The organism is Gammaproteobacteria bacterium, from assembly GCA_009845905.1.
In the GTDB taxonomy this organism is placed as follows: domain Bacteria; phylum Pseudomonadota; class Gammaproteobacteria; order Steroidobacterales; family Foliamicaceae; genus Foliamicus.
Window position 1 is genome coordinate 455,570 of record VXYS01000004.1, and the last position, 25,050, is coordinate 480,619.

General features: G+C 64.0%; 21 protein-coding genes. 10 read left to right on the top strand and 11 right to left on the bottom strand.

From position 1 onward, the window contains the following. The gene (locus tag F4036_03590; GenBank protein MYK36824.1) at nucleotides 1–1,143 is read right to left on the bottom strand and encodes a hypothetical protein; all 1,143 of its coding nucleotides are present in this window, start codon (nucleotides 1,141–1,143) and stop codon (nucleotides 1–3) included. Beyond that, nucleotides 1,143–2,336, bottom strand: a complete 1,194-nt coding sequence (locus F4036_03595) for a hypothetical protein (protein MYK36825.1) — start codon at nucleotides 2,334–2,336, stop codon at nucleotides 1,143–1,145. The genes F4036_03590 and F4036_03595 overlap by 1 nt, the downstream gene beginning before the upstream one ends. Before the next feature lie 147 nt (nucleotides 2,337–2,483). On the opposite strand from F4036_03595, the gene F4036_03600 reads away from it, so the two are divergent. Beyond that, nucleotides 2,484–3,626, top strand: coding sequence for a Rieske 2Fe-2S domain-containing protein (locus F4036_03600; protein MYK36826.1), 1,143 nt, complete (start codon nucleotides 2,484–2,486; stop codon nucleotides 3,624–3,626). A gap of 145 nt (nucleotides 3,627–3,771) precedes the next feature. Here the strand turns inward: F4036_03600 and F4036_03605 are convergent, their stop codons facing one another. The 3 genes from F4036_03605 to F4036_03615 are packed head-to-tail and all read right to left on the bottom strand — an operon-like array spanning nucleotide 3,772 to nucleotide 6,883. After that, nucleotides 3,772–4,140: a hypothetical protein gene (locus F4036_03605; GenBank protein MYK36827.1), complete on the bottom strand. Its 369-nt coding sequence runs from the start codon at nucleotides 4,138–4,140 to the stop codon at nucleotides 3,772–3,774. 48 nt (nucleotides 4,141–4,188) lie between these two features. Beyond that, complete coding sequence (locus tag F4036_03610) at nucleotides 4,189–5,316, bottom strand: class I SAM-dependent methyltransferase (protein MYK36828.1); 1,128 nt, start codon at nucleotides 5,314–5,316, stop codon at nucleotides 4,189–4,191. A gap of 43 nt (nucleotides 5,317–5,359) precedes the next feature. After that, nucleotides 5,360–6,883 carry an aldehyde dehydrogenase gene (locus F4036_03615; GenBank protein ID MYK36829.1) on the bottom strand — a complete coding sequence of 508 codons (1,524 nt, stop codon included), beginning with the start codon at nucleotides 6,881–6,883 and terminating at the stop codon, nucleotides 5,360–5,362. 88 nt (nucleotides 6,884–6,971) lie between these two features. Here F4036_03615 and oppB point away from each other — a divergent pair, with 88 nt between their 5' ends. The 5 genes from oppB to F4036_03640 are packed head-to-tail and all read left to right on the top strand — an operon-like array spanning nucleotide 6,972 to nucleotide 12,111. Further along, entirely contained in the window at nucleotides 6,972–7,895 is a 924-nt protein-coding gene (gene oppB / locus F4036_03620; protein ID MYK36830.1) for an oligopeptide ABC transporter permease OppB, read from the top strand. Further along, nucleotides 7,892–8,806, top strand: a complete 915-nt coding sequence (locus F4036_03625) for an ABC transporter permease subunit (GenBank protein MYK36831.1) — start codon at nucleotides 7,892–7,894, stop codon at nucleotides 8,804–8,806. Before oppB ends, F4036_03625 begins: the two co-directional genes overlap by 4 nt. Next, nucleotides 8,803–9,762: an ABC transporter ATP-binding protein gene (locus F4036_03630; GenBank protein ID MYK36832.1), complete on the top strand. Its 960-nt coding sequence runs from the start codon at nucleotides 8,803–8,805 to the stop codon at nucleotides 9,760–9,762. The genes F4036_03625 and F4036_03630 overlap by 4 nt, the downstream gene beginning before the upstream one ends. After that, nucleotides 9,759–10,736 carry an ATP-binding cassette domain-containing protein gene (locus F4036_03635; GenBank protein MYK36833.1) on the top strand — a complete coding sequence of 326 codons (978 nt, stop codon included), beginning with the start codon at nucleotides 9,759–9,761 and terminating at the stop codon, nucleotides 10,734–10,736. Before F4036_03630 ends, F4036_03635 begins: the two co-directional genes overlap by 4 nt. A gap of 22 nt (nucleotides 10,737–10,758) precedes the next feature. Then, entirely contained in the window at nucleotides 10,759–12,111 is a 1,353-nt protein-coding gene (locus F4036_03640) for an MmgE/PrpD family protein (GenBank protein ID MYK36834.1), read from the top strand. 127 nt (nucleotides 12,112–12,238) lie between these two features. On the opposite strand, the gene F4036_03645 is transcribed toward F4036_03640, so the two are convergent. After that, nucleotides 12,239–12,964 (bottom strand): hypothetical protein, encoded by a 726-nt coding sequence (locus F4036_03645; protein MYK36835.1) that lies wholly within the window; start codon nucleotides 12,962–12,964, stop codon nucleotides 12,239–12,241. 7 nt (nucleotides 12,965–12,971) lie between these two features. Next, a complete protein-coding gene (locus F4036_03650; GenBank protein MYK36836.1) occupies nucleotides 12,972–14,171 on the bottom strand; it encodes an NAD(P)-binding protein in 1,200 nt (399 codons plus the stop codon). 148 nt (nucleotides 14,172–14,319) lie between these two features. On the opposite strand from F4036_03650, the gene F4036_03655 reads away from it, so the two are divergent. Beyond that, nucleotides 14,320–16,776 carry a TonB-dependent receptor gene (locus tag F4036_03655; GenBank protein ID MYK36837.1) on the top strand — a complete coding sequence of 819 codons (2,457 nt, stop codon included), beginning with the start codon at nucleotides 14,320–14,322 and terminating at the stop codon, nucleotides 16,774–16,776. Nucleotides 16,777–16,857: 81 nt separating this feature from the next. On the opposite strand, the gene F4036_03660 is transcribed toward F4036_03655, so the two are convergent. After that, on the bottom strand, nucleotides 16,858–18,072 hold the full coding sequence (locus F4036_03660) for an FAD-dependent monooxygenase (protein ID MYK36838.1): 1,215 nt from the start codon (nucleotides 18,070–18,072) through the stop codon (nucleotides 16,858–16,860). A 30-nt stretch (nucleotides 18,073–18,102) separates the two neighbouring features. Continuing rightward, nucleotides 18,103–19,566, bottom strand: coding sequence for a hypothetical protein (locus F4036_03665; GenBank protein ID MYK36839.1), 1,464 nt, complete (start codon nucleotides 19,564–19,566; stop codon nucleotides 18,103–18,105). A 95-nt stretch (nucleotides 19,567–19,661) separates the two neighbouring features. Here F4036_03665 and F4036_03670 point away from each other — a divergent pair, with 95 nt between their 5' ends. Next, complete coding sequence (locus tag F4036_03670; protein MYK36840.1) at nucleotides 19,662–20,810, top strand: Rieske 2Fe-2S domain-containing protein; 1,149 nt, start codon at nucleotides 19,662–19,664, stop codon at nucleotides 20,808–20,810. 15 nt (nucleotides 20,811–20,825) lie between these two features. Here the strand turns inward: F4036_03670 and F4036_03675 are convergent, their stop codons facing one another. Continuing rightward, nucleotides 20,826–21,932: a hypothetical protein gene (locus F4036_03675; GenBank protein MYK36841.1), complete on the bottom strand. Its 1,107-nt coding sequence runs from the start codon at nucleotides 21,930–21,932 to the stop codon at nucleotides 20,826–20,828. 40 nt (nucleotides 21,933–21,972) lie between these two features. Continuing rightward, nucleotides 21,973–23,220 carry an MFS transporter gene (locus F4036_03680; GenBank protein ID MYK36842.1) on the bottom strand — a complete coding sequence of 416 codons (1,248 nt, stop codon included), beginning with the start codon at nucleotides 23,218–23,220 and terminating at the stop codon, nucleotides 21,973–21,975. A gap of 81 nt (nucleotides 23,221–23,301) precedes the next feature. Here F4036_03680 and F4036_03685 point away from each other — a divergent pair, with 81 nt between their 5' ends. After that, the gene (locus F4036_03685; protein ID MYK36843.1) at nucleotides 23,302–24,141 is read left to right on the top strand and encodes an amidohydrolase family protein; all 840 of its coding nucleotides are present in this window, start codon (nucleotides 23,302–23,304) and stop codon (nucleotides 24,139–24,141) included. Between the two features lie 22 nt (nucleotides 24,142–24,163). Continuing rightward, entirely contained in the window at nucleotides 24,164–24,904 is a 741-nt protein-coding gene (locus F4036_03690; GenBank protein ID MYK36844.1) for an SDR family oxidoreductase, read from the top strand. The last annotated feature ends 146 nt before the right edge of the window (nucleotides 24,905–25,050 follow it).

Here is a 25,050-nt window from a genome sequence, read left to right on the forward strand (position 1 = left end):
TCAGCCGCCGGCGTAAAGGGAAACCGGCACCGGCGCCGAATCCGATTCCAGGCCGAGAAGCGACTTGCCCATCGCCGACATGTTCGAGGCCCAGTCCATGCTCTCGTGGGCCGCCATCGCGCGAATATCGACGAAGAAATGCTGGACCGGGTTGCTGTCCAGGAGCCCCCGCGCCCCCATCTGCACGACCAGCCTTTCGGTACATTCCAGCGACTTGCGCGCCACGTAGGCATTGTTGCGGCACAACTCCGCGCGCTCCTCGCCGCCGGGCGGGCGGCCGTTTTCGATGCAGTCCTGCAGGACCGCGGTGGACTGGTCCAGCAGCAGCGCCGCAACCGCCAGCTCCGCGTTCGTTTCCGCCAGCCGCACCTGTACCTGGGTGAATTTCGCGACCTGGTGACCGCCGATACCGCTCACCCACTTCTCCGTGATGTTCACGTACTCCCTGTACGCCCCCTCCGCCGCCCCCACCAGAGCGCCAAGGCGCGCGGCCCGGTAGTGCATCGAGAAATCATCGCCGTAGAGGCGATTCCGGTGCTCCGATTGCGGTTGGGCGGCCATCAGATCGGAGACGGCAACCAGAAAATCCGGGTGCGCTTCGATCCCGTCGGCGCGCAGATGCGCGCATCCCGAACCCCGCAGCACGTGTGCCTCGGCCTCTTCGACCTCCAGCCGGGATGACGGAATCAGCACGACGCAGGGCCTGCCGTCGAGCGGGACCGAGGCCAGCACCCAATCCGACGATGCGCCGGCGATAACGTTGTCCCATCGCCCGGTGATCCGGTAACCCTCCTTCGTTACGACGCCCCGGCTTTCCACCGGCGGCCCGGTGGCGGCAATGACCGGCCGCGGGTTCCCCGACCACACCCGCTCCTGCGCGGCTTCCGGCATTCGTGCAACGAGCGCGGCGTTGACGCCGCAGGTGGCGATCAGCCAGCCGGCGGCGGGACAGGCCGAGGCCGCTTCCCGGGTGGCCGCAACGAATTCGGGCCATGCCGCCTCCCGCCCGCCGCGGCTCCCGGGCTGCAGCAAGGCGAAAGCGCCCGCGTCGCGTAGCGCCGGCAAAAGTTCATCGGTCCTGCGGCCCATGCGCAAATCACCGGCCAGTGCCGGCAACGCTTCCATCAGGGCCGCGGACACCATCAGGCTTCGTTCAGATAGGGAATGTCGGTCTTCAAACCCAGGATCTGCCTGGCGACGTTCGTCATGTTGCGGTCCCAGTTGATGCCGATCTGCTGGCACATCGCGTGGATGTCGCGGTGGTAGCGCTGCAGCGGCGCATCGGAAAGCGACTGTTGAAGGTCCGCCTGACCGGCCATTCTGTCCACGGCCCGCAAGCTCAGGCGGCAGGCAAAGGCCCGGTCGCGGACAAACGCAACCCTGTGCTCCATCGGGACCGGCAGCATGCGCGTCGCGTAATGGGCCTGCGTTTTCAATACGTTGTCCAGAAGCTGGCCGGCCGCGCGCACCTCGGCGTCGGTCTCGCCGACGAGCATCTGGACATACGGGTCGGCGAGGTCCCTGCCGGACTCTTTCAGTCCCTCGATGAACAGGTCGAAGGCCGCCTCCGCCGCGCCGATGATGGGACCCATCAGTGCGGAGCCCGCATAGGCCCGGAAACTGTAGCTGTAGACGGGACCCTTGCTCACTTTCGAGCCCGGCGGATGCATCGCGAACAATTCGGGCAGCGGCAGCGTGCGATATTCGGGAACGAAGGCGTCTTCAAGGCGGACCGACTTCGAGCCGGTTGCACGCATACCGGAAACAAACCAGTCATCGACGATCGAAAACGCCTCCCGGGGGAAAAGCATGTAGTGCTGCGGGCCGTCTTCTTCGCCGACGGGCGTGCCCCTGACAAGCGCCCAGGCGGAGTGATCGACCCCGCTGCAGAACGCCCACTGCCCGCTGACCCTGAAACCGCCGGCCGTGCGCCGGACCTCGACTCCGATGGGGACCGCGCCGGTGCAGATCAGCACGCCCTCGCCGCCGCCCCACACGTCGTCCTGAGCCGCCTCCGACATGCGCCCGACATAGCCGGCGTGCGAACCCACGACCGATACCAGCCACGCCGTGGACGCACAGCCCCGGGCGACCGCCCTGCCCGCCGCGATTTGCGGACCCCAGTTCAGGTTGTAGCCGCCGTATCTCTCCGGAATGAAGGCGTGCAGCATGCCCGCTTCCCTGACGACATCCATCATGTCCCCGGGCAGAGTGCGCAAGCGCTCGGCTTCGTCCGCGCGCTCCCTGATTCGGGGAACGATCATCCGGGCCCGGTCGACGAATTCTTCGCCGGTGGGGGCTTTCCTGCGCAATCGGACCGGCTTCGGCTCAGTCATGTCCCGCCCGCAAGAGGCGTTCGCCAGGGATTATGCAAGGGTCAGACACCGTTGATATGACCGTGTTTCCGGCCGTGCCGTGTATCATAACAACGCGCCGCGAGAGCGCATTCGGAACGTCCGGTACCGCCCGCCAGGAGAACGTGCATGTTGATCAACAACTGGTACGTTGCCGCTGTCGAGGACGATGTCAAAGTCGGCAAACCCTACCGGGTGAAGATGCTCGGCCTGTGGTTCGCATTGTTCCGCAACAAGGCCAACGAAGTCGTCTGCGTCAACGACACCTGCTCCCACCGGGGCGGCTCGCTGGGCCTGGGCAAGGTCAACAACGGGCGGATCGCCTGCAGCTATCACGGCTGGGAATACAACAGTCGCGGACGTTGCACACGGATTCCGGCGCTGGGCGACGAGGTGAAGATTCCCGGGCGCGCGCGGGTCGACTGCTACCCGGTGGTAGTCCGCTACGGCTGGATCTGGGTGTTTCTGGGCGACCTGCCCGAAGAGAAGCGCCCGCCCATTCCCGACAACTATCCGTACTACGACGAAGCGATGGCGAGCCGCGAGAAGTGGGGCATCGTGCATCTGAACTACGAGGTGCAGTGCAACTGGGCGCGCAGCGAGGAAAACTCGATCGACGGAGCGCATCCTTCGTTCGTGCACAGCAGCTTCGGCAACAAGAGGGACCCGAAGCTGATGCTCGTCGAGCCGGTCGCGCACGAGTGGGGCAGCAGCACTTACCGTGAACGGCCGCCGGCGGAGTACAGGAACCTGAGCAAAATGACCCAGTCCGTGCTCGAAGAAAAGCGCGGGAACAACAAGGCCCTCACCTGGTTCAGCATCGTGGGGATTTCCCACCTGATCGACGTCGAACGCAGCAACGGGGTTCGGCACATCACCTTCGCCGCCCGCACCCCGATCGACGTCGACAATACGCGCATCTTCAGCCACCAGGTGCGCAATTTCCTGACCGGGCCCGAACACGACGAAGAGCGGCTCGAGGGGCGGAAGAAGGCCGCGGCCGAAGACACGGTCGTTTCGCAGAACGTCAATCCGCGCTACCTGCCACGGTCGATGTCGGGCGAGTTGCTGGTCGAGTCGGACCAGAACGAGGCCCCCTTCCGCAAGCTGATCTACAGGCTGGCCGAACGGGGCTGGGAAATCGACATCGACGAGGCGGAAAGGCAGGGACGCTACAACGCGCTTGCGATCCCCTGCCCACTGCGCCGCGAAAACCCCAAGAACTGGATCGCTAAACCCATTCCGACAACCTATCCCCGCCGCGACGACTAGAGGAATCAGCCCGCCGCCGTAGCCGTTCTTCGCCCCCTTCTTCCGGGAGCGTTGGAGCAGGGACAGCGAGAATCGAGCCAGGATGGCGTCTCCTGGAAGAAGGGGGCGAAGAACGGCGAGATCGAAGCGACGACGCTCCCTGGGGTCATACGGGGCGGCTGGCCAGCTTCTCCTGCAGCTTGCGGTAGTTCTCTTCGCGCTCCTCCAGCGACTCTTCCTGCAGGTCCTCCTGGAGGATGCGCAGCATGCGCCCGAGAAACGCCTGCCTCCAGGCTTCCCGCTGCGCCTCCACTTCGTCGTCGGGGACGAAGCTCTCCAGGTCCTCCAGCTTGACCATGCCCTTCTCTGCAAGGATCCGGGCCAGCGTGTCGTAGCGGTCGTACACGACGGAAACTTCGGCCGCAACCGCGACCAGCATGCTCAGCACGCGTTCCAGGTGCCGGTCGCCCAGCGCGAACGGCCGCGCGCCCTTGGGTACCCGGGGGCGCGGTTTGAAGTCGTCCTTATTCGTCATGGAGCGCGTTGCGGCCGCTCGGTTGCGCCGGGGTCCTGTTGTCCCGCCCTACTTGCGGGCGCCGAACCCCCACCAGCCGTCGCCTTTCCGGAACACGCCGCCCGGCGCCTGCGAATAGACCGGCCGGTCGAAAATGCGCTCCTCGTCGAATCCCGCCTCCATGGCCAGGGCCCTGACATCGGTCCGCGCCAGGATGCCCCAGAACGGCTCGTTGTTGTGCCAGCTGTCCCAGTTGGCCAGGAACTGCGCAAACGGCGTGTCGCGCCGCACCGGCACTTCCACGTGCAGGAACACGCCATCGGGCTTCAGGACCCGCTTCACTTCGCGCAGGATGTTGAGAATCGCCTGACGCGAGGTTTCGTGAAACAGGATGTGCGAAACGACCAGGTCGAAACTGCCGTCCTCGAACTTCATGCTCTCGGCGTTCTGCTGCGAGAAATGAACCCGCTTGCCCATGGATTCCGCCCGGGCGTGGGCATAGCGAAGCTGCGGCGCTCCCAGATCGATGGCGTGAACGACGGCATCGGGAAAGGCGTCGACATAGGGCACGGTGCTGTTGCCCGACATGCAGCCGAGGTCCAGTATTTTCCGCGGATCCAGGTCGGGGAAATGCTCCTTGAGGAACTTCGCGCCGCTCAGGCCCTTGTCGTCGTTGTAAAGACCGCGCAGACCGCGGCTGTACGCGTACGAGCCGATGTCGGCCCGGGCGCCGGCGTAGACATCGTCGTCTCCCAGCTCCTCGTAGTACGAAAGGGGAACGCAGTGCTGGTGGGACTCCTTCTGGTAATAGGGAATGTCCAGTTCCGGGTCCAGCTCCAGGCTACCCAGCCTGGCTTCGCCGGCAATCTCCCGGAACCTGCGCACCAGGTCCGGCAACTGGCGTTCGACGATGCTGCCGGTGCAGTCCACGTATTGCTCCTGCTGGGAGCGCGAAAGCGCGGTCCACATCTGGTAGAACTCCTGCCGCTCCATCACTTCCCGCACTTCTTCGACGCTCTCCGGTTCGCGTCCGTGCTCGGCGACGAACGCCGGCCTGGCGTCGCGCTCGTAGATCAGTTCATTGCCGGGCTTGAGCACCCTGCGGGCGGCCCCGCTCAGCGACACGAAGAAACTCAGCCTGGATTGCTCCTCCTGAGACATCTCCGGCAGCATGGCGTGGGATCCGGGTTTCTTCATGATTCCTGATTATAGGGTCAGCGTCGGCAGTCGGACCGGCTTGTCAGGAACCCGCGCCCAGCCTGGCCAGGGACAGTTTGTTGATGGGAATCTGGGTGGTCTTCTGCTCGGTGAAGAAGTCGAGGAATTCGCGCACGCCGTCGCGCCCGACACCCGAGGACTTGTAGCCTCCGAACGGGGCGCGCACTTCCCGGACCAGCGGCGTGTTGACCCAGACGGTCCCCGCGCGCAGCGCCTGCGTGACACGGGTAATCGTGTGCAGGTCTTCCGACCACACGTACGCCACCAGCCCGAATTCCGTGTCGTTGGCGATGTCGATGGCCTCGTCGAGGCTGTCATAGACCTGAATCGCGGCGAAGGGTCCGAAAATCTCCTCCTGGCAGACGCGCAAGCCGTTCGAGGGCGCCAGCACCGCCGTGGGCTCGAAGTAGTAACCGGCCTCGAAGCCTTCCGCGCGCTTGCCTCCCGTCAGCAATTCGGCCCCCTCGCCCAGGGCGATTTCCACGTAGGAAAGCACCTTCTCCAGGTGCTCCCTGAACGCCAGCGGGCCCATTTCGCATTCGGGGTGCATCGGATCGCCGAGCCGGACCTGCCGGGCCCTTTCGACGAACCGTTCGATGAAGCGGTCGGCGATGGAGCGATGCACGAGTATCCGCGAACCCGCCAGGCATTGCTGGCCGTTATTGGAATAGATCGCCAGCAGGGCGCCGTCCAGGGCCTGCTCGAAATCGGCCGTCTCGGTGATGATGTTGGCCGATTTGCCGCCCAGCTCCAGCGCCACCGGTGCGAGGTTCCCCGCGGCCGCCGACATGACCGAGCGGCCCGTTTCGGTGCCGCCGGTAAAGGCGACCAGGTCGACCCCGGGGTGCTCGACCAGTGCCGCGCCCGTCACCGGACCGCGGCCGTTCACCAGGTTCACGACGCCCTTGGGCAGGCCCGCCTCGTGCAGGATTTCGACCATCCGGGCCAGCGCCATGGGCGTGTGCTCCGACGGCTTGAGCACGCAGGTGTTGCCGTAGGCGATGCACGGCGCGAGCTTCGCCGTCGCCAGCCCAAGGGGCGAGTTCCAGGGGGCAATCAGGGCCGCGACGCCCACCGGCTCGTGGGTCACCATGGTCAGGAACTTCTTGTCCTGCTGGTAGGTCTGGCCGGCCATCATGCTCAGGCTTTCGGCGAAGAGCTCGAAATTGTCGGTCAGGCGCTTGATCTTTCGTCCCCGGATCGTGCGGATCGGGACGCCCGTATCAAGACACTCCAGCACGGCCAGCTCCTCCGCATTCTCCAGCAGGTGAGAGCGAATCGATTGCAGGACCGCCTTGCGCTCGGGAATGCCCATCTCGGGCCAGGGACCCCGGTCAAAGGCTTCCCGGGCCGCAGTGACCGCGGCATCGACTTCGTTGGCGGCCGCCTCCTCGAGCGTGCCGATGACGTCCTCGGTGGCCGGATAGATGATCGGAATTTCAACGCCCGTGCCCGCGGCCCGTTTTCCATCGATGAAGCACTGCACGCGCTTGGTCACGGCAATCCCTTGCGGCAGCGCCGGTTTCGATTTACCGTTATCTTTCATCTGGAGCGTTCCCGGGTCGGATTCCTGTGGATTATTTCACGGCAGGCGGATGCGGGACAACGGGACCGGGAGCCGGGCGGACAGGAAAGTGCTGAACTACGCATTGAGGCGGCTTCTGGTCGCCATCCCGACACTTTTCGTCATCATCACCGTCTCGTTTTTTCTGATGCGCGTCGCGCCCGGCGGGCCCTTCGACCTGGTTCCGGACCTCGACCCCCAGCTCATGGAGAACCTGCGCAAGGCCTACGATCTGGACAAGCCCCTGTTCGAGCAATTCGCGAACTACCTCGGGCGCCTCGCGCAGGGTGACCTGGGACCGTCGCTGGTGTATCGGGACAAGAACGTCGCCGAACTGATTGCCGAAGGCCTGCCGGTCAGCGCGCAGCTCGGGCTGACCGCCATCGCCGTGGGGCTGTTTTTCGGAATGCTGAGCGGCATCGTAGCCGCCTTGCGCAAGAACACCGCGGCCGATTTCACCGTCATGGCGATTGCAATGACCGGGGTGGCGATTCCCACCTTCGTAACGGCGCCGCTGCTCACGCTGTTTTTCGGCCTGTACCTGGGCTGGTTGCCCATTTCCGGCTGGAACGGCGGGCAATTCGCGCACATCGTCCTCCCCGTTTGCGCATTGGCGCTGCCGTCCATCGCGGGCATCGCGCGCATCACGCGGGGTTCCATGCTGGAGTCGCTGAACGCCCAGTACGTGCGCACGGCGCGGGCCAAGGGCCTTCCCGAGTCGAAAATCATCATCCGGCACGTACTGCGGCCGGCCTGCATGCCGGTCGTCAGCTACCTGGGTCCCGCGATCGCCGGCGCGATGACCGGTTCGGTGGTGATCGAGACGATCTTCGGACTGCCCGGCATCGGGCGCGCCTTCGTGGAGGGCGCACTGAACCGCGACTATTCCCTGATCCTGGGCATCGTCATCGTCTACGCCACGCTGATTATCCTGCTCAACCTGCTGGCCGACATCATCTACGGCTACCTGGATCCCAGGGTCCGTCCGCGATGAGCGGGCCGGCCGCACTCGGACTGCCGGCGGGCGGCGGCGGCGGCGTGAACGCCGTGCAGGGCCGCTCGCTATGGAAAGACGCCATGGCCCGCTTCCGCCGCAACCGCGCGGCCATGGCCGGTCTGTGGGTGCTGGGGGTGATCACGGTGCTGGCCATCCTGGTCCCCGAGTTCTGGCCGAACAGCCTGGATGAGGTGAACTGGGACTACATACAAGCGCCGCCCACCACCGAAAACATGCTCTGGTTCGGCACCGACGTGAACGGGCGCGACATGTTCTCCCGCACGTTCTACGGCGCGCGGATCTCGCTCACGATCGGGGTGCTCACCACGCTGGTGGCGCTGATCATCGGCGTGCTCTACGGCGCCATCGCCGGCTACCGGGGCGGCGCTGTGGGCGACGTCATGATGCGCGTGGTGGACGTGCTGTATTCCCTGCCCACGCTGTTCTTCGTCATCATCCTGGTGACCGTATTCGGCAACAATTTCCTGCTGATCTTCATCTGCATAGGCGCCGTGGAATGGCTGACGCTGGCGCGCATCGTGCGCGGGCAGACACTCTCCATCAGGGAAAAGGAGTACGTGGAATCCGCGCTGGCAGCCGGCCTGTCAACGCCCACGATCCTGCTGAAATACATCATCCCGAACGTGATCGGGCCGGTGATCGTTTACGTGACACTGCTGATTCCCATCAACATCATCGTGGAGAGCTACCTGAGTTTTCTCGGCCTCGGCGTGCAGGAGCCCTTTACGAGCTGGGGACGGCTGATTTCCCAGGGCGCGGACGAGATCGGCACCGCTCCATGGCTGCTCGTCATTCCCGCGGCCTTCCTGGTGATCACCCTTTTCTGCTTCAATTTCATCGGTGACGGCCTGCGCGACTCGCTCGACCCGAAGGACCACCAGCGATGAGTGCGTCTCTGCTGCACTGCGAGAACCTGCACGTGCGCTTCACGACGCAGGACGGAGAGGTCTTTGCCGTAAACGGCGTGGATTTCGATATCCACAAGGGCGATTGCGTCGGCATCGTGGGTGAATCGGGCTCGGGAAAATCGCAGACCGCCATGGCCGTGCTGGGCCTGCTCGCCGGCAACGGTGTCAGCAGCGGCAGCGTGCGATTCCGGCAGAAGGAAATCCTCAATGCGCCTCCCGAAGAGCTCAACCGGATACGGGGCTCAAAGGTGGCCATGATCTTCCAGGACCCGATGAGCGCGCTGACGCCGTTCATGCGGATCGGCCGGCAACTGTGCGAGGTCCTGCAGGAACACACCAGCCTGAGCCGGGAGCAAATCCGTGCGCGAGTGATGGAAGTGCTGGAGATCGTCCAGATACCCCAACCGAAGCGCCGTTTCGAAATGTATCCGCACCAGTTGTCGGGCGGGCAGCGCCAGCGCGTGATGATCGCCCAGGCGCTCTTGTGCAAACCGGACCTGTTGATCGCGGACGAGCCGACAACGGCGCTGGACCTCACGATTCAGGCGCAGATCCTGGACTTCTTCAAGTCGTTGCGAAAGCGCACGACCATCGTGATCATCACCCATGACCTCGGCGTCGTTGCCGGGCTCTGCAATCGGGTCATCGTGATGTACGCCGGGCGAGTTGTCGAGCAAGGCTCGATCGAGGACATGTTCCTGCGTCCGCGGCATCCCTACACGCGGGCGCTGCTGGCGGCCGTGCCGCGCCCGGACTGGGACCCGGACATGCGCCTTCCGGTCATCGGGGGGCAGCCCCCGACCAGCACCCGCCTGTCCGAGGGCTGCAGTTTCGCTCCGCGCTGCGCCCACGTGGTGGAACGCTGCCGGCGGGAAACGCCCGAACTGCGCGGGCGAGAACACCTGAAGGCCTGTCACCTGGACCTTCCGCCATGAGCAATACGCTGCTCAAGGTCGAGAACCTGAAAGTGTATTTCCCATCGCCGGCGCCGGGCGGTCTCAGGCGCCGCTACGTGCCGCTGAAGGCCGTGGACGACGTCTCGTTCACGGTCGCGGAAGGCGAAACCGTCGGCATAGTGGGCGAATCGGGCTGCGGTAAATCCACGCTGGCGCGGGCCATTCTGCAGCTTATCGAGACCACCGGGGGGCGCATCGTCTGGCAGGGGGAAGACCTCACAAGGCTCGGCCGCAAGGCGATGAACGAGAGGCGCAGGGACCTGGGCGTGGTCTTTCAGGACCCGCTTTCCAGCCTCAATCCGCGCATGACCATAGGCAGCATCATCGCCGAACCCCTGCGGCGCTTTCATCCGGAAATGAGCCGCGAGGAAATCAATTCCGCCGTCGTCGAAACGATGCGCGACGTGGGCCTGAACCGCGAGTACGTCAATCGCTATCCCCACGAGTTCAGCGGCGGTCAATGCCAGAGGGTCAGCATCGCCAGGGCCATGATCCTCCGTCCGAAGCTAGTGATCTGCGACGAACCGGTGAGCGCGCTGGACGTGTCGACCCGCACGCAGACCATCAACCTGCTCAAGGAGCTCCAGCGGAAACACGGGATGTCCATCATCTTCATCAGCCACGATCTGTCGGTCGTGCGTATCGTCTGCACGAGAATCATCGTCATGTACCTGGGCCATTTCGTGGAAATCGCCGACCGGGACGCACTGTTCGGCTCGCCGACCCACCCCTACACGAAAGCCTTGCTGAGCGCCATTCCCGTTCCCGACCTGCACTCGCAGGATGACGGCAAGCGCGTGATCCTCAAGGGCGAACTGCCCTCTCCCACCGAACCGCCGTCCGGATGCGTGTTCCGGACCCGCTGCCCGATCGCCACCAACTACTGCATCAAGCGCGAGCCGATTCTTGCGCCGCGCGACAACGGGGCGCGCGTGGCCTGCCACCACGTCTGATGCGGGTACAGCGAATACGCCCATGAATTCGAACAACGGGAGCGGCGGCGCGGCGCTGGATTCGGGCCAGGCCCTGATGATGCAGGTCGGACCGCTGCTGGAGTGGCTGGGCGGCATTGAGCTGGCCGAAACGCCGCAGGTTGAGGAGAAGGCCCGGCTGCTGCTGGTCGACACGCTGGCCTGTGCGGTTTCGGGGCTGGGTAAAACGGAACCGGCGGCGCTGGCGGCGGAACTGGCCCGGATTGCGCCCGGCCCGGTTCTGCTGCCGGGAACGAAAAAGGGCCTGGCGCCGTCGGAAGCGGCTTTTGTCCTGGCCCTGGCCGCCTGCTGGGACGAGGCTTGTGAAGGTCTCGCCAGGGCGCACGGCCGTCCCGGGCTGCACGCGGTCGCTTCCGCCGCCGCCTTGGGCAGCGCGCTCCAGTCAACGCTCGGGGAAGTTCTGCAGGCCGTTGTCTTCGGTTATGAGATCGGCGGGCGTTTTGGCGAAGCCCTTCGGGTTCGCCCGGGCATGCATGTGGACGGCGGCTGGGGATCGCTTGCCGGCGCGGCGGCCGCCTCGCGGTTGCTGGATGCAAATATCGAGACGTCGCAGCACGCTCTGGCGATGGCAGCCTGTCAGATGCCCTGCAGCCTGTACCTGCCGGTCGCCGAAGGCTGCACGGCGCGCAACACCTATGCGGCCCACGCCGCCGCCATGGGAATCTTCTACGCGAAATCGGCAATCGCGGGCATCACCGCGCCTCCGGGCGCGTTCGACACCGCCGGCGCCCTGAACTTCGATGCTGAAAAGACGGACGTCTCTCCGCTGGAGGCTACAGAGGACTTCTACATCCTCGAGGGGTACCTCAAACCCTATGCCGCGGTGCGCCATGTGCACTATGGAGTGGCCTGCGCCGAGCTGTGGCGACGGGACAATCCCGGCGCCGATCCCGGCGAAATCGACGCCATCGAACTTGAGACTTACCAGGAAGCCGTGACCTATTGCGGCAACAGGCGTCCGCGCACGGCGATACAGGCCCAGTTCAGCCTGACATACGGCCTGGCGTACGCACTGCGAACCGGCAACCTGACTCCCGATGCCTATCTGCCCGAAGCGCTGGAGGATGCAGAGCAGCAGGAACTGGAGCGAAAAATCAGGGTGACGGTCAGCCCCGATATCACCGACCGCGGCGCCGTCCTCCACGTGCGCGCGGGCGGGCACTCAGAGAGTTATCGGGTGGAGTCCATTGCCGGCGACATCGACAGGCCGATGAGCACCGGCCAGGTGATCGCCAAGGCCCGCGAATACATGACCCCCGTGATCGGGGCGGAAAAAAGCCGACGGATCATCGATGCAATCCTGAACGGCACCCTCGACTCACGATTCACCCTGTAACGCCAGCCCTAGCCCTTTCTTCGCCCTCCTCCTCGTGGGAGCGTTGGAGCAGGGACAGCGAGAAACGAGCCAGGGATGGCGTCTCCCACGAGGAGGAGGGCGAAGAAAGGGCTATAGCACGACGGGGTCAGAGGGTTGCCAGTAATTCGGCGGCGATGGTGTCGAAGAGAGGAGAGCCGGACTTGAGGCCGGCCTCGCGCAAGAGCCACCAGGCGCCGCAGAGGTTGGATGACAGGAGCGGGACGCGGAAATCGGGGCGGACGGTTCGGATGGCATCGAGCGTCACCATGCCGGTGCCCGAAAGGACGATGGCGGAATTCTTCGGGGGCTGGACGGATTTCAGCGCCTTGACGACCTGCGGGGTCGTGGCGTCGTAGGCGCCGAGTCCAGCGCCGTCGTCGAAGACCCGCGTGATCGAGACCACGCGGTGGCCGGCCGCCTTCCAGTAGCCCGCGCCCAGGGAGGTCAGCCAGTCCGGGTAGGGAGATACCAGGGAAATCTCGTCGCAACGTAATGCTTGAAGCGCTTCGTGAATGGCCAGGCTGGCGGTAATGGTGCGCACGCCGGTTGCCGAGGTCAGGTCGGCGCAGAGTTTCCTGTCGCCCTCGGGCAGCAGGCGGTACGAGGGACCGGTGACGGCGATCAGCACCGATTCCGGGTTCAGGGCGCCGTACGACTCGATGGCCTTGCGGTAATGCGTTATGTACAAGCGATTACGTTCCTCGAGCGGTTTACCGGGCATGAGGGGGAGCCGCGACACATACATCGTCATGCCCTCCGGGAGCAGGCGGGCCATTTCCGGCTCCACGGTCGGGTTGGCCGGAGGGACGACCACGCCCACCTGCCGGGTCATTGCGGGATCAGCCGTCAAGGCTTTCACGATGCGGCTTCACGCGCGGGGCGATATCCAGCATCGATGCGGACCGCAGAAATTCCCGCGACCTGTCCGGATCGTCGGCGCAGCCGCGTACTTCGCGAAGCCAGTCATCGGCCCTGGCGACCCTTTGATCGGTGCGTGGAATAAGTTCGTTTCGCGCAATTTCATGTCGCTCGTCGGCGCGCCGCTCAAGCATACTCGCGGGACTGCCCTTCAGCGTGTCGATCAGGGCGCCGGCGATTGCATAGGCGTCGTGAATGCCGCAGTTCATGTTCATGCCGCCGCGCGTATTGGTCAGGTGTGCGGCGTCGCCGACCAGGAAGATCCGGCCCGCGCGGTTTTCGCCGGCAATGGCGCTGCTCACCGCAAAGATGTCGACGGAAACGAAATCCGGTTCGAGAAGGTCAGACGAGGAAAAGAACCTGCCGAGCCGTTCGCCAAGCCAGTCCCTGTCCAGCGCCTGTCGCTCCGATATCCCGGCGGGGACCCTGAGGATGATCCGCCAGCAATCGGGCATCTCGAGCAGGCTGCAGGAGCCTTCGTCATTGAAGACGTAACTGAGCGGCGCAATTCCGGGAATCACGGAGTCCAGGTCCTGGCGCGTCATGACGCGAAGCACGCGCGTTCCATAGGGCCGTTCGTCGAATTCAATCCCGAGGCTTTCCCGCACGGCGCTGCGCGCGCCGTCCGCCGCGAACAGCCAGGACCCGGTGACCTTCTCCCGGCCTGCCGCGAACCTGACATCGGCGGCAACCTGCGAGCCAACCGTTTCCGCACCGACGACCTCCGCCCCGAACCTGACTTCGGCGTTCGGCAACCGCCGGAGAGCCCCCACCATGTCCCGCGTGAGGTCCGCCTGCTCATAATGCAGGCGAAAGGGAAAGGGCGTTTCCGTCTCCAGGAGCGACAGGTCAAACCGCGCCAGCGCCTGGTGGGCGCCGTCCAGGTATTGAATCTCCCGCACGACCCTGCCCGCGCTCACCGCCGTGTCCGCCAGGCCGAGCTCGTCCAGAATGGCCAGGGTGGGCGGATGAAAGGTCGAGGCCCGGGACGCGCGGCTGAGCGCCTCGCGCTTCTCGAAGACCCTCACCCGGACACCCGCCCTGGCGAGCAGCAGCGCGGTTACCAGGCCCACGGGCCCGGCGCCGGCCACAAGGACCGGATCATGCCCGGCTACTGACATGTTGCCTTCGTACCCGGCTTGCCAACGCGATGCGTTGGCTTTCAGGAATCTTCGGAAAAGCAGTCAACCGAAACCCTGCAAAGTCCTGTGATATAACCTGTTGCACAGGCAGCGTTCTGAACCATGCCAGTTCAGGAGGGGGGATCTCATGAACACGCACCGTTCCACTCTAACGGTAGCTACGGTACTCGCGGGCCTATTTCTTGCAAGCGACTTCGCCCTGACCGTCGCCCAGGCGCAAATCGAAGAAATAGTCGTCACCACACGCAAGCGCGAAGAGCGGCTGTCCGAATTGCCGCTGTCCGTTTCCGCGCTCGGCTGGGAGGAACTCCAGAATCGCGGCGTGGAGCACCTTCTGGACCTGGCGCACCACGTGCCCGGACTTGATTTCGAAACCACCGGCAGCATCGCCGGTTCACGCCCGATCATTCGCGGCCTGAACCAGCAGACGCGCGTTGGCGACGAAGTCAATGTCGCGACCTTCGTGGACGGCGTCTATACGCCCGGTTTTACCGGCTCGACGTCCATAGGGTTCGACGGCCTTGAGCGGGTCGAGGTGGCCAAGGGTCCGCAAAGTGCGCTGCAGGGCCGCAACAGTTTCGCCGGGTCGATCAACTACATCACACGGAGGCCCGGCGACGAGTTCGAGGCGGGCGTTCGGGCAACGGCGGGTACCGAAGGCAAGTGGGATGCATCGGCCTACCTCTCGCTGCCCCTGGCCGAGAATGGACTGGCGGTACGGGTCGACGCCGGCGTGTACAACAGCGGCGGAACCCATACCAACAGCATCAACGGCGACCGGTTGAACGACCAGGAATCGGGATTCGTGCGCGTGAACGCCGTGTTCAATCCGAACGAATCGCTGGATGGGTTCTTCTCGCTCAGCTACCGGGAAGACAAGATTTCCCCCAGTCCGCGGGCCTTTGTCGCCGACGACGATCCGCGCCTGATCGGGAAACCGGCCTCCGTCAGCCCCTTCGAGCGCGGCGAGTCCACCGCGGCCGGCATCTGCCGGGACGGCCTGGGGGGCGAGATCGACTGCGGTATTCCCCGCTTGTTTGACGGTGAAGTCACGTCCACGGGCGGAGAGCTTTTCGCCGATCCCATGGGCGTGGCCGGGGACCGGAACTCGCTGCGCGCGGTCCTGGAACTGACCTGGGACCTCGACGCCGTTTCGGTCACCTCGCTCACCGGTCTGCAGGACCGCAAGGCCTTTACCTTCTCCGATGCCGATACGAGCCCGGAAGGCACGTCGTTCTCGGGCATCGTCGGGCGCAGGACCCAGGCCTTGTCCGGCGGACCCGTGCTCGCGCAGTCGCTCACGGGATCGGATGAGGACCGCCGGGAATTCAGCCAGGACCTGCGGATGCAATCGAACGGCGACAACACCCTGGACTGGCTGGTCGGCGTCTACTTCAGCAGCGAGGACTTCGACGACAACCGCAAGCGCTGCTCGGACCCGCCCGTGAGGTCAAGAAGCACGGTCTATACGCAGGGCTGCCCGCCCGTGCTCGACGAGGAGGTCAATCGCAAGAACACGTTCCGGTCGGTGTACGGCGCCGTTGATTTCGACGCCTCGGAGCAGATGAATCTCGCTCTCGAACTGCGCTACACGTCGGAAAAGAAAGAATTCGACGAGATGCAGAACGTCTTCCCGATGAGGTCCCCAACCAGTGCAAGCTTTGTACCGCCGCAGGGCCGGTTCGAGGACACTTTCAGCTTCCTGACGCCGCGCGGCGTGGTTTCCTACCGGCCCAACGAGGACACCCTGCTCTACGCGGTGGCCGCCCGGGGCGCGAAATCCGGCGGCTTCAATTCCGGTTCGATCTGCGTGGGTTCCAACGACCCCGGCCCGGACTGTTCGGTATCTGAACGCAGCTTCGAGATCGAGACCAACTGGACCTACGAAGCCGGCGCCAAGGTCAACCTGTTCGGCACGGCGCAAGTGAATGCGTCCGTCTTCTTCACGGACTGGAAGGACCAGCAGTTGATCGCGGGCACGGAACTGGCGACGAGCAGCAGCCCGATCGTGCGCAATATCGAAGGCTCCGAGGTGCAGGGCATCGAGCTGGAGGCCTACGTCGCGCTGACCGAGGCCATCAGCCTGAACCTTGGATACGCCTTTACCGATACCGAGTACGGCCACGCCTACTCCACCGCGACGGACGATCTCGAAGGAGTTTGCGACATCCTGGATTGCGCCGTCATGGCCGACGATATGGGCGAAGGCCCGATCACCACCGGTGAAATCACCGGCAATCAGTTCTCCAGCGTCAGCAGGCACTCCGGCAATGTCGGAATCGCGTTCGTCAGCCGGTTCATGAACGGCGGCTACGACTTTTTCGGCCGCGCCGACGCCGTGTTTCGCGGCAAGCGCTATATCGACGATTCCAATACCGGGTACATCGGCAGTCAGACGACCGTCAATGTGCGCTTCGGCCTGCAGAGGGAGAACCTGTCCGTGCAGGGCTTCTGCAGCAACGTGACGGATGACGACACGCCGATCCGGTCGTTCCTGCTGCGGAACTTCCTGGGCGTGCCGCATCGCGTCATACACGAGCGCGAGGGGCGCAAGTGCGGCGTGAGCCTCTCGTTCACCTATTAATGCCGGCCTTCTTGAGGGCCTGCGCGAGGCGATCTCCGGGAAGCAGGTCGCCTGAATCGACGAGCTGCCGCCGTTGACGCATCAATCGATCCGTTCCGCCTTCTCCAGCGACCGCAACATCGAGCTTTCCATCAGGAAATCCGTCATCAGGCGGCGGTCGCTGGTCACGCGTTGCAGTTCGTCCCATACCTCGGCTCTTTCTTTCCTGCCCTTAACCCTGTGGCGCCGGTAGTTCCGGTCCGACCTGACCTGTACGTCATCGAGGGCGATTGAGCGGCGCTGCCGCGAATACCGGTCCAGCAACGATTCGTCGGCGCCCTCCAGGATGATCGCGGCCAGCTTGTCGCAAAGGCTGCGCGCGTCGTGAATGCCGCTGTTCATTCCCAGTCCGCCCGAGGGACTGTTGAGATGGGCGGCATCGCCGGCCAGCACCATGCGCCCCGTCCGGAAGCTGTCGGCAATCCGCCGGTGAATGGTGTAGGCGCCCGTGTGAACGATCTCGTACGGACCCTCCTTCGGGTGGATTTCCTGCAGCCTGGCCTGGATCCGTTCCGGCTGCAACGCTTCCTCATGCGACTGTCCGGGTTTTGGCGAGAATCCGACCCGCCAGACGTCCTTCAGCTGCATCATGCTGAAGTGACTGTCTTCGGTCCAGCAGTAATTGACGGACAACAAACCCTCGATGTGTTGGTCGAAGGGATAGCGAACCGCGACCGTCAGCGACGTAATCGGGTAGGTCTCGCCCCTGAAGTCCAGGCCCATGGCCTTGCGGACCCGGCTGCCCGCACCGTCCGCGCCGATGACAAAGCCGCCCCGGACCGTTCGCGTGCCCGCCGGGCCTTCCACCTCGATTTCGACGCCATTTTCGTTCTGCGTCGCATCGATCACGCGAGCCCCGAACTCGAGATCGAACAGACGGTTGTCCCCGAGCCGTGAACAGATCGCGCGCGTCAGCCGGAACTGTTCGCACTGCAGCCTGTAGGGATGAGAGGTCCGGCCCCGAAGGACTTCCATATCGAACACGGCGCATGCACCCGTTACGTGATTGCGATATTGCCACTGCCTGCACTGGAGGCCATTCGCGAGCAAGTCCGCGACGACGTCGGCATCTTCAAGCACATCCAGCGTGCCAGGATGAAAGGTCGAGGCGCGCATGTCTTCGGGCAGTTCGCTCTCGGCCTCGAATACCGACACCGGGATGCCGCTGCGGATCAGGAACAGGGCGCAACTCAGCCCGACGGGGCCGGCGCCTGCAATCAGGACTCGATCGTCGTCCGCCGGGCCAACTCTGTTCACGCTATGCGACGCCGCTGTGACGAGCCTCGATTATTCGGACTCCCCTGGCACCGGGATGCTGTCCAGAAGGCCGTCCACGACCGCGCCAAAGGCGCTCCAGGGCGCCTCCCGGAAACTGTGGTTGCGCACGATGAAGGACGGCCCGGCGAAAAAGTTCTCGTATTGCTGCTGGCGCGAGCCGAACTCGCTGCCGTACATGTCCCAGGCCAGGCGGTACAGCTTGACGCGGTCCACCGCGGTTTCATCCCCGGCCGCCCAGTAGTCCCTGAAGATGTCCCGGGTCGCCGGGTTTTCCAGCACCGAGATGTCGGCGGGCATCTGGAACACGCTGCCGCCGGACAACTCCCGCATCATCGCGATGATCTCGGGGTAGTGCTCCTGGCACCAGTTGAGCGCCGCATACATGTAGCGCCGGTTGAAATTCACGAATCCGTTGCCGAGGTCTTCGCAGTCCTGTATCTGGCCCTGGATCATCCCGCCGAGGGCCGCTTCCCACGCTGCGAGTCTCCCGAGTTTTTCCGCCACGACGGGAATCCTGTCGACCCCGGCGGATTGCGTGATCTTGTGGATGATTCCGGCGATGAAACGCAGTTTTGCATGAAAACGCACATTGGACTGGTGATTGCCGAGCGTATGCGAGGCGGTCTGGACGTAAATCTCCCGCGAGAGCGCCGCGCGGTCGTGAACGAAAACGCGCTCCCAGGGCACCCGCAGGTTATCGAAGATCAGCATCACGTCGCTTTCGTCAAAATTCGACGCGAGCGGACTGTCGAACTCCGTGGCCGCATAGAGCTCCATGGGCTTGCGTACCCACAGGGTCAGCCCCGCGGTATTCATCGGCACGGCGCAGGTTATGGCTTCCTTTTTCTTGTCATCGGAAATCGGCGTCAGGTTGCCGATCCAGACTTCATCGCAGAAGACGCCCGCCGTGGCCAGCATCTTCATTCCGTTCAGGATGACGCCGTTGTCATCCTCGTCGACGACCTGCAGCACGGCCTGGTATCCCCTGGTGTCGCCGAAGATGTTTTCGTTCTTGGACTGGGGGGCCGGATGCACGGCATACGAGGCGTACAGGTCGTTCTTTCTGAGGTGCTCGTAGTAGTCGGTGATATGGCCCGAACAGGAATCGCCGTCCCGGTCCAGTATTTCCGGGTTCATCGCAAGGCCCGTCACGAAGCTGGCGACGTGATCGGGACTTCGGCCGAAAAGACCGTATGTCCGTTCGGCGATCGCGTAGTGCGCCCGCGAGCGCCTGACGAGGTCTTCACGGGTTCGGGGCATGAGGAAATAGGACGAGAATTCCTCGCCCTCCTCCTCGAACGACATCGGCTCGCCGTTGGCGGGATCGGCCTTGTGGTCGAACAGCCTGGCCAGCGTTTGCGCAGCGCCCCTGAAGGCCGGGTGTTCGACAACGTCTTTCACCTCCTCGCCGCCGATGTAGACCTTGCGCCCATCCTTCAATCCAGCCAGGAATTTCTTGCCGGTACGCAGCATCTTTCCGATTCAGCGGCGAAAGCTAAAATGAACGGTCAAATCCACGCCCGACCGTCGAACCGAATGGTTGCCTGCCGGACAAACAGGGGACGAGCATGTTGATGAACAACTGGTACGTGGCTGCCAAGAGCCATGAAGTGAATGCGGAAAAGCCATTGATCGTGCGTATGTTAGGCCAGAATTTCGTACTCTTCCGCACTCCCGAAAACCAGGCCGTCTGTCTGACCAACACCTGCTGCCATCGCGGCGGTTCGATAGGCCGGGGTGAACTGGACGGCGCCGGACGTATCGCCTGCGGCTACCACGGCTGGAAATTCAATGCGCAGGGCCAGTGCGTCGAGATTCCCGCCCTGGGGGAAGACACCAACATCCCCAGGCGCGCACGGGTGGACTCGTATCCCGTCGAAGAGCATTTCGACTGGGTCTGGGTTTTCCTGGGCGACCTGGAAGAGGAAAAGCGCCCGGCGATCCCGACGACCGTTTTCCCCGAGTACCACGACAAGGAAAACTGGCGAGTGGTTTCGATCGAGTTTGACGCCGATGTGAACTGGGCCCGCGGGCACGAGAACTCGCTCGACAGCGCGCATCCCGCATTTGTGCATTCGCGTTTCGGGCGGCGCAGCGCGCCGAAAGTGCAGATCGTCCCGCTGGTCGAAAACGACTTCGGGGGCCATAACGCCACTCGCGAACGCGTCCCGCCCAAGCACACGCAGGTGAGCGAGGATATCGCCAGGCTGGTTTCCAGAAAACGGGGCAATACGGTGGCCTCCACCGACTCCTACCTGGCGGGTATTTCGCACCGTATCGACATCACCCGCGAGGGCAATATCCGGCAGGTCACGGTCTCCGCGCGCACGCCCGTCGATTCGTACAACACGCGGATCTTCATGCACCAGGCGCGCAACTACCTGATGGAAGAGGAGCACGACGAGGCCCGCCTCGACGGCATCCGGCTGGCCTTCCGCGAGGACTATGAGGCAGTCGCTTCGGTCGAGCCGAAATTCGTGCCGCGCTCCATGGCGCACCAGCTGCTGGTCGAGTCCGATCAGCTCGAAACGGCGTTCCGGAAGGTGCTGTTCGATAAAGTGAAGCAGGGCTGGGAAATCGACGTCGAGAAACTGGAGCACGAAGGGCGCTACCGGCACTTCTCGATTCCGTCGCCGGCCCGCCGGGCCGACCCGAAGAACTGGGTCCACCCGGTTGTGCCTACGACTTTCCCCCGCCAGGATCAGGCCAGCGAATAAGCCGGCAGCGAATCCTCAGTAGTCGTACCAGAAATTTTGCCAGGCCGCCCGCGGGTGCAGATAATCCGCGGCTTCGCGTGCGTTGTCCGGCTGATACCCGGTCCAGAGATTGGGCTGATAGCGCTCTTCATACTGGTCGAAGACGTGCCGGTACATGCTGATGTGAAAATCGGGAATCCGATGGCGCTCGCGATAGGCCGCCATGTCGATCACGGCGCGGCGGCGGGTCTCGAAGGGGCCGGCCTGGGCAAGCACCTCGCCCTTCGGCCCGAATATCGAAGACCGCCCCACCCAATCGTTGCGCGGCGCGTTCTCGACGAAAAACTCTTTGTTCTCGTAGCCGATATTCAGTGAATTGTTCACGACCACCGTGAAGACGTCGTGATGGTAGGAGCACATCTGCGTGTCCTCCCAGCGGAACCCGCCGGTGGCGGGCCGCACCAGGATTTCCGCGCCTTTCAGCGCCTGCGCCCGGAACAGTTCGGGTTCGTACTGGACCGGCGACATCGCGATGTTGCCGATGTCGGTCCGGGCTACGGGAATCACCGCGTCCCAGCCGTACATCTCGACGAAACGGTCGAAAACGTCGTAGATGCAGGTCGTGATCTGCTCGCTGTGCCGGAACGTTCCGCGCTTGGCGCGCTGCTTCCAGTGCCTGGCCACGATATTGCTATCCGGCCCCACCAGGATCTGCATGTTCATCACGTGGCCCGGCCAGTCCTCGTCCTTGATCAGGCAGCCGAAAGCGATGTAGCAGTCGTATTGCTTCGCCTTCAGCGCAATCTCCTCGATTTCCCTGCATTCCGTATAACGCGCCACCCTCAGGTACTGCTCGCGGTTCTTCCTGCCTCCTCCCTGAAGGGGGAACTCGTGAAAACACACGAGGTCGGCCCGGCCCTTGCCCTGCGCCTTGTCGATCGCGTTGAGCGTGTAATCGAGGTTGTCCCGGATCAGCGGTTCCGGATCGTCCGGGTCAACCGGCCGAGTGCGCGTCTGCACGATATTGATGGACACCTTGTCGCGGCGCAGGTCAACGGTCGGATAGGTGCCGTCCTTGCGCACCATCGTAGGTACGGGAATGTCGTGTCGGGTTGTCATGGCGAAGCTCTCCGTTTGCGGCATCCTAGCAGCCCGCGGCGGAACGAAGGAACTACCGGGGCGCTTATGTCGCCGGTCGGATGTTCGCCTTCTCCAGGACCCGCCTGCGGTAGAGCAGGCACAGCAGCACCGTGATCAGAACGACGCCCGAGCCCAGGATGATCGGCCACGACAGACCGATCAGATCGGCCAGGATGCCGAAGAAAAACGTGCCCAGGGCCGGCCCGCCCCGGTTCAGCATGAACCAGGAGCTCATCACCCTTCCGCGGGTGTCCTCGTCAACCGCGTGCTGCACGAGCGATTGCGAAGACACGCTGAAGACCACGTTCATGAAACCGAGCGCGACCAGGAAGGCGCCCGCCACCCAGTATTCGCGCACCAGCGCGAAGGCGGTAGCGGCCGCGGCAATGGCGAGGCTGCTCAGCAACACGACCTTCATGAGACCGCTTGAATGGCGCGTCCGCGCCATGGACAGGCCACCCGCAATGCTGCCCGCGGCGCTCATCGAGATCAGGATCGACAGGCCCGCCATCCCCTCGGCAAACACCATATCCACGTAAGCGGGCAGCATGAACATGATCGGGCGGGCGAACAGGACCATCACGGCAGCAAGGACGACCGTCATCAGAATGGCCTTGTTGCGGCCGAGACAGGCCATCCCTTCGATCGCCTCGCCGAAGGCCCCGGTCCTCCGGTCCGGTGAACGCGGGGCTTTGCGCGCCAGCTCCGGCAGTCGAATCGCCGCAATGCAGGAAATAAAGACCACAAAGCTCAGCGCGTTCACCAGCATCGCCAGGCCGATCCCGCTGACCGCAACGACCACCCCGGAAAGGATGGGACCGAGCAATCGGGCCGTGTGCAGACTGATGTTGCCTATCGCGATGGCCGCTGTCTGCTGCGCCGACGGCACGAGCCGTGGGACCACGGCCAGCCGCGCCGGTTGTCCGAGCGACTGAAACGCCGCCTGCAGCGCCCGGATAATGCAGATGATGACAACGTTGAGATGTCCGGTGCTGTAGATGGCGAAAAGGGCAAGCGCGCAGAACAGGCCGCCCCCGTTGCTGAAAAGGATGAGCCGGCGCCGATCCAGGCGGTCGGCCAGCACGCCCCCCAACGGACCGACCAGGAAAATCGGCACGAACTGGGACGCCGCCACGATACCCAGCCAGACCGTGGAATTGGTGAGTTCCCAGATCAGCCAGGACACCGCCACCAGCTGAATCCAGTTTCCCGTCAGAGACAGCACGTTGCCCACCGAAAACAGGGCGAAGTTCCGGTTGCCGAACAGCTGCCTGACGGTCGAGATTTTCATCGCTTTCCAAGTCTATACGGCGTTCGCACGCGGGGCTCCGGCATGCGAAAATCGCGCCGGAACCCTCTGAGCACCCCTGATATGAACTCCTCGCCACTACGAATCGACGCCCACCAGCACTTCTGGAAAGTCGAGCGCAATGACTACGGCTGGCTGACCCCGGCGCTCAAGCCCCTATACCGTGATTTCGGGCCCGACGACCTCGCCCCGCTTCTGCAAGCGGCGGGCGTCGACAGGACCATCCTGGTCCAGGCCGCGCCCACCGTCGCGGAAACGCGCTTCCTGCTGGAACTGGCCGGGCGGACCGACCTGGTAGCCGGCGTCGTGGGCTGGATCGACATGGAAAGCGCCGACGCGGCAACGGTGCTGACCGATCTCGCGCAAAACCCGAAGCTGGTCGGAATCCGGCCGATGATCCACAACATCGAGGACGAAGCGTGGATCACGCGCCCGGACCTAGCGGCGGCGACCGAGGCGGTGATCGATGCCGATCTGTGCTTCGACGCACTGGTCCGGCCCCAGCACCTGTCCTACCTGCTCGAATTCCTCAAGCGCCATCCTGACCTCAAAACCGTCATCGACCATGGCGCCAAGCCGGTCATTACCGAGGGCCTTTGGCAGCCGTGGGCGGACCGGATGTCCGAAATTGCCGAGAGCACCGATGCGTACTGCAAGCTCTCCGGCCTCCTGACCGAAGCGAGCCCGGATCAGGGCTACGACGACCTGCTCCCCTACATGGAGCACCTGCTCGCCACGTTCGGACCGGAACGCCTGATGTGGGGCAGCGACTGGCCGGTGCTTCTGCGCGCCGGCGCCTACCCCGGCTGGTTTGCGATTGCCGAGCGCTTTCTGAACAGCCTGGACGAAGCGGACCGGGCGCAGGTGCTGGGCGGCACCGCCGCCCGCTTCTACGGCGTCTGAAGCGGCCTTACATGTGCGGCCTATGAGTAAGCGAAAGCGCGTACTGATTACCGGAGCTGCGTCGGGAATAGGCCTTGCCTGCGCGCGGAGATTCAAGCGGGAGGGATACGCTGTGCTGGGCATGGACCTCAATGCAAGTCCGGATCCATCGGTCTTCGACCGCTTCGAGCAGGCGGACGTAAGCAACGAGGAAGTGACGCAAAAGGCTGTGCAGGGCTTCGACGTCCCCTCAGGAGGGCTGGACGCGCTCGTTCACTGCGCCGGCATCGGTCAGTACGGCACCGTGACGGAACTGGATTCGCAAAGCTGGTCCAACGTCCTGCGGGTCAACCTGACTTCGGCCTTCCTTGTGGCTCGCGCAGTCATTCCTCACATGCAGAAACACGGGGGCGGGACGATAGTCACCATCGGCAGCGTGTATGGACGTCTGGCGCCCGAAAGAATGAGCGCCTATGCGGCGAGCAAGGCGGGAGTGGCGCAATTGACCCGGTGCATCGCCATCGATTACGCAAGCGACAACATTCGGGCGAATTGCGTTTGCCCGGGGCTGGTGACCACCCCGATGTCCTCGCATCTGAACGCGCCAGGCAAGGAAAAGCAGCTGGAGGCGTCGCTGAAGGCGCATCCGATGAAGCGCGCCGGGACTCCGGATGAAATTGCCGACACCGTTGCCTTCCTTTGCTCGGACGCGGCAAGCTACATCACGGGCCAGAACATTTACGTGGATGGCGGTTACACGACCGGAAAGCAGTTGAACCCGTAGAGCCGGCTTCCGGCCAGCTAGCCGGGCGCAGCAATCGCGTCCTTGATCCAGCGTGCCGTGGCGGGGGCGCCAATGTTGCGTACCTCAAGGCCTGATTGACTCTCATCTGCCCTGGCCACCAAGCGATTGTCGGCCGTTACCAACGA

Coding starts and splice junctions, on each gene's coding strand:
- F4036_03590 (MYK36824.1), bottom strand. CDS start 1,143: ATGGTGTCCGCGGCCCTGATGGAAGCGTTGCCGGCACTGGCCGGTGAT.
- F4036_03595 (MYK36825.1), bottom strand. CDS start 2,336: ATGACTGAGCCGAAGCCGGTCCGATTGCGCAGGAAAGCCCCCACCGGC.
- F4036_03600 (MYK36826.1), top strand. CDS start 2,484: ATGTTGATCAACAACTGGTACGTTGCCGCTGTCGAGGACGATGTCAAA.
- F4036_03605 (MYK36827.1), bottom strand. CDS start 4,140: ATGACGAATAAGGACGACTTCAAACCGCGCCCCCGGGTACCCAAGGGC.
- F4036_03610 (MYK36828.1), bottom strand. CDS start 5,316: ATGAAGAAACCCGGATCCCACGCCATGCTGCCGGAGATGTCTCAGGAG.
- F4036_03615 (MYK36829.1), bottom strand. CDS start 6,883: ATGAAAGATAACGGTAAATCGAAACCGGCGCTGCCGCAAGGGATTGCC.
- F4036_03625 (MYK36831.1), top strand. CDS start 7,892: ATGAGCGGGCCGGCCGCACTCGGACTGCCGGCGGGCGGCGGCGGCGGC.
- F4036_03630 (MYK36832.1), top strand. CDS start 8,803: ATGAGTGCGTCTCTGCTGCACTGCGAGAACCTGCACGTGCGCTTCACG.
- F4036_03635 (MYK36833.1), top strand. CDS start 9,759: ATGAGCAATACGCTGCTCAAGGTCGAGAACCTGAAAGTGTATTTCCCA.
- F4036_03640 (MYK36834.1), top strand. CDS start 10,759: ATGAATTCGAACAACGGGAGCGGCGGCGCGGCGCTGGATTCGGGCCAG.
- F4036_03645 (MYK36835.1), bottom strand. CDS start 12,964: ATGACCCGGCAGGTGGGCGTGGTCGTCCCTCCGGCCAACCCGACCGTG.
- F4036_03650 (MYK36836.1), bottom strand. CDS start 14,171: ATGTCAGTAGCCGGGCATGATCCGGTCCTTGTGGCCGGCGCCGGGCCC.
- F4036_03655 (MYK36837.1), top strand. CDS start 14,320: ATGAACACGCACCGTTCCACTCTAACGGTAGCTACGGTACTCGCGGGC.
- F4036_03665 (MYK36839.1), bottom strand. CDS start 19,566: ATGCTGCGTACCGGCAAGAAATTCCTGGCTGGATTGAAGGATGGGCGC.
- F4036_03670 (MYK36840.1), top strand. CDS start 19,662: ATGTTGATGAACAACTGGTACGTGGCTGCCAAGAGCCATGAAGTGAAT.
- F4036_03675 (MYK36841.1), bottom strand. CDS start 21,932: ATGCCGCAAACGGAGAGCTTCGCCATGACAACCCGACACGACATTCCC.
- F4036_03680 (MYK36842.1), bottom strand. CDS start 23,220: ATGAAAATCTCGACCGTCAGGCAGCTGTTCGGCAACCGGAACTTCGCC.
- F4036_03685 (MYK36843.1), top strand. CDS start 23,302: ATGAACTCCTCGCCACTACGAATCGACGCCCACCAGCACTTCTGGAAA.
- F4036_03690 (MYK36844.1), top strand. CDS start 24,164: ATGAGTAAGCGAAAGCGCGTACTGATTACCGGAGCTGCGTCGGGAATA.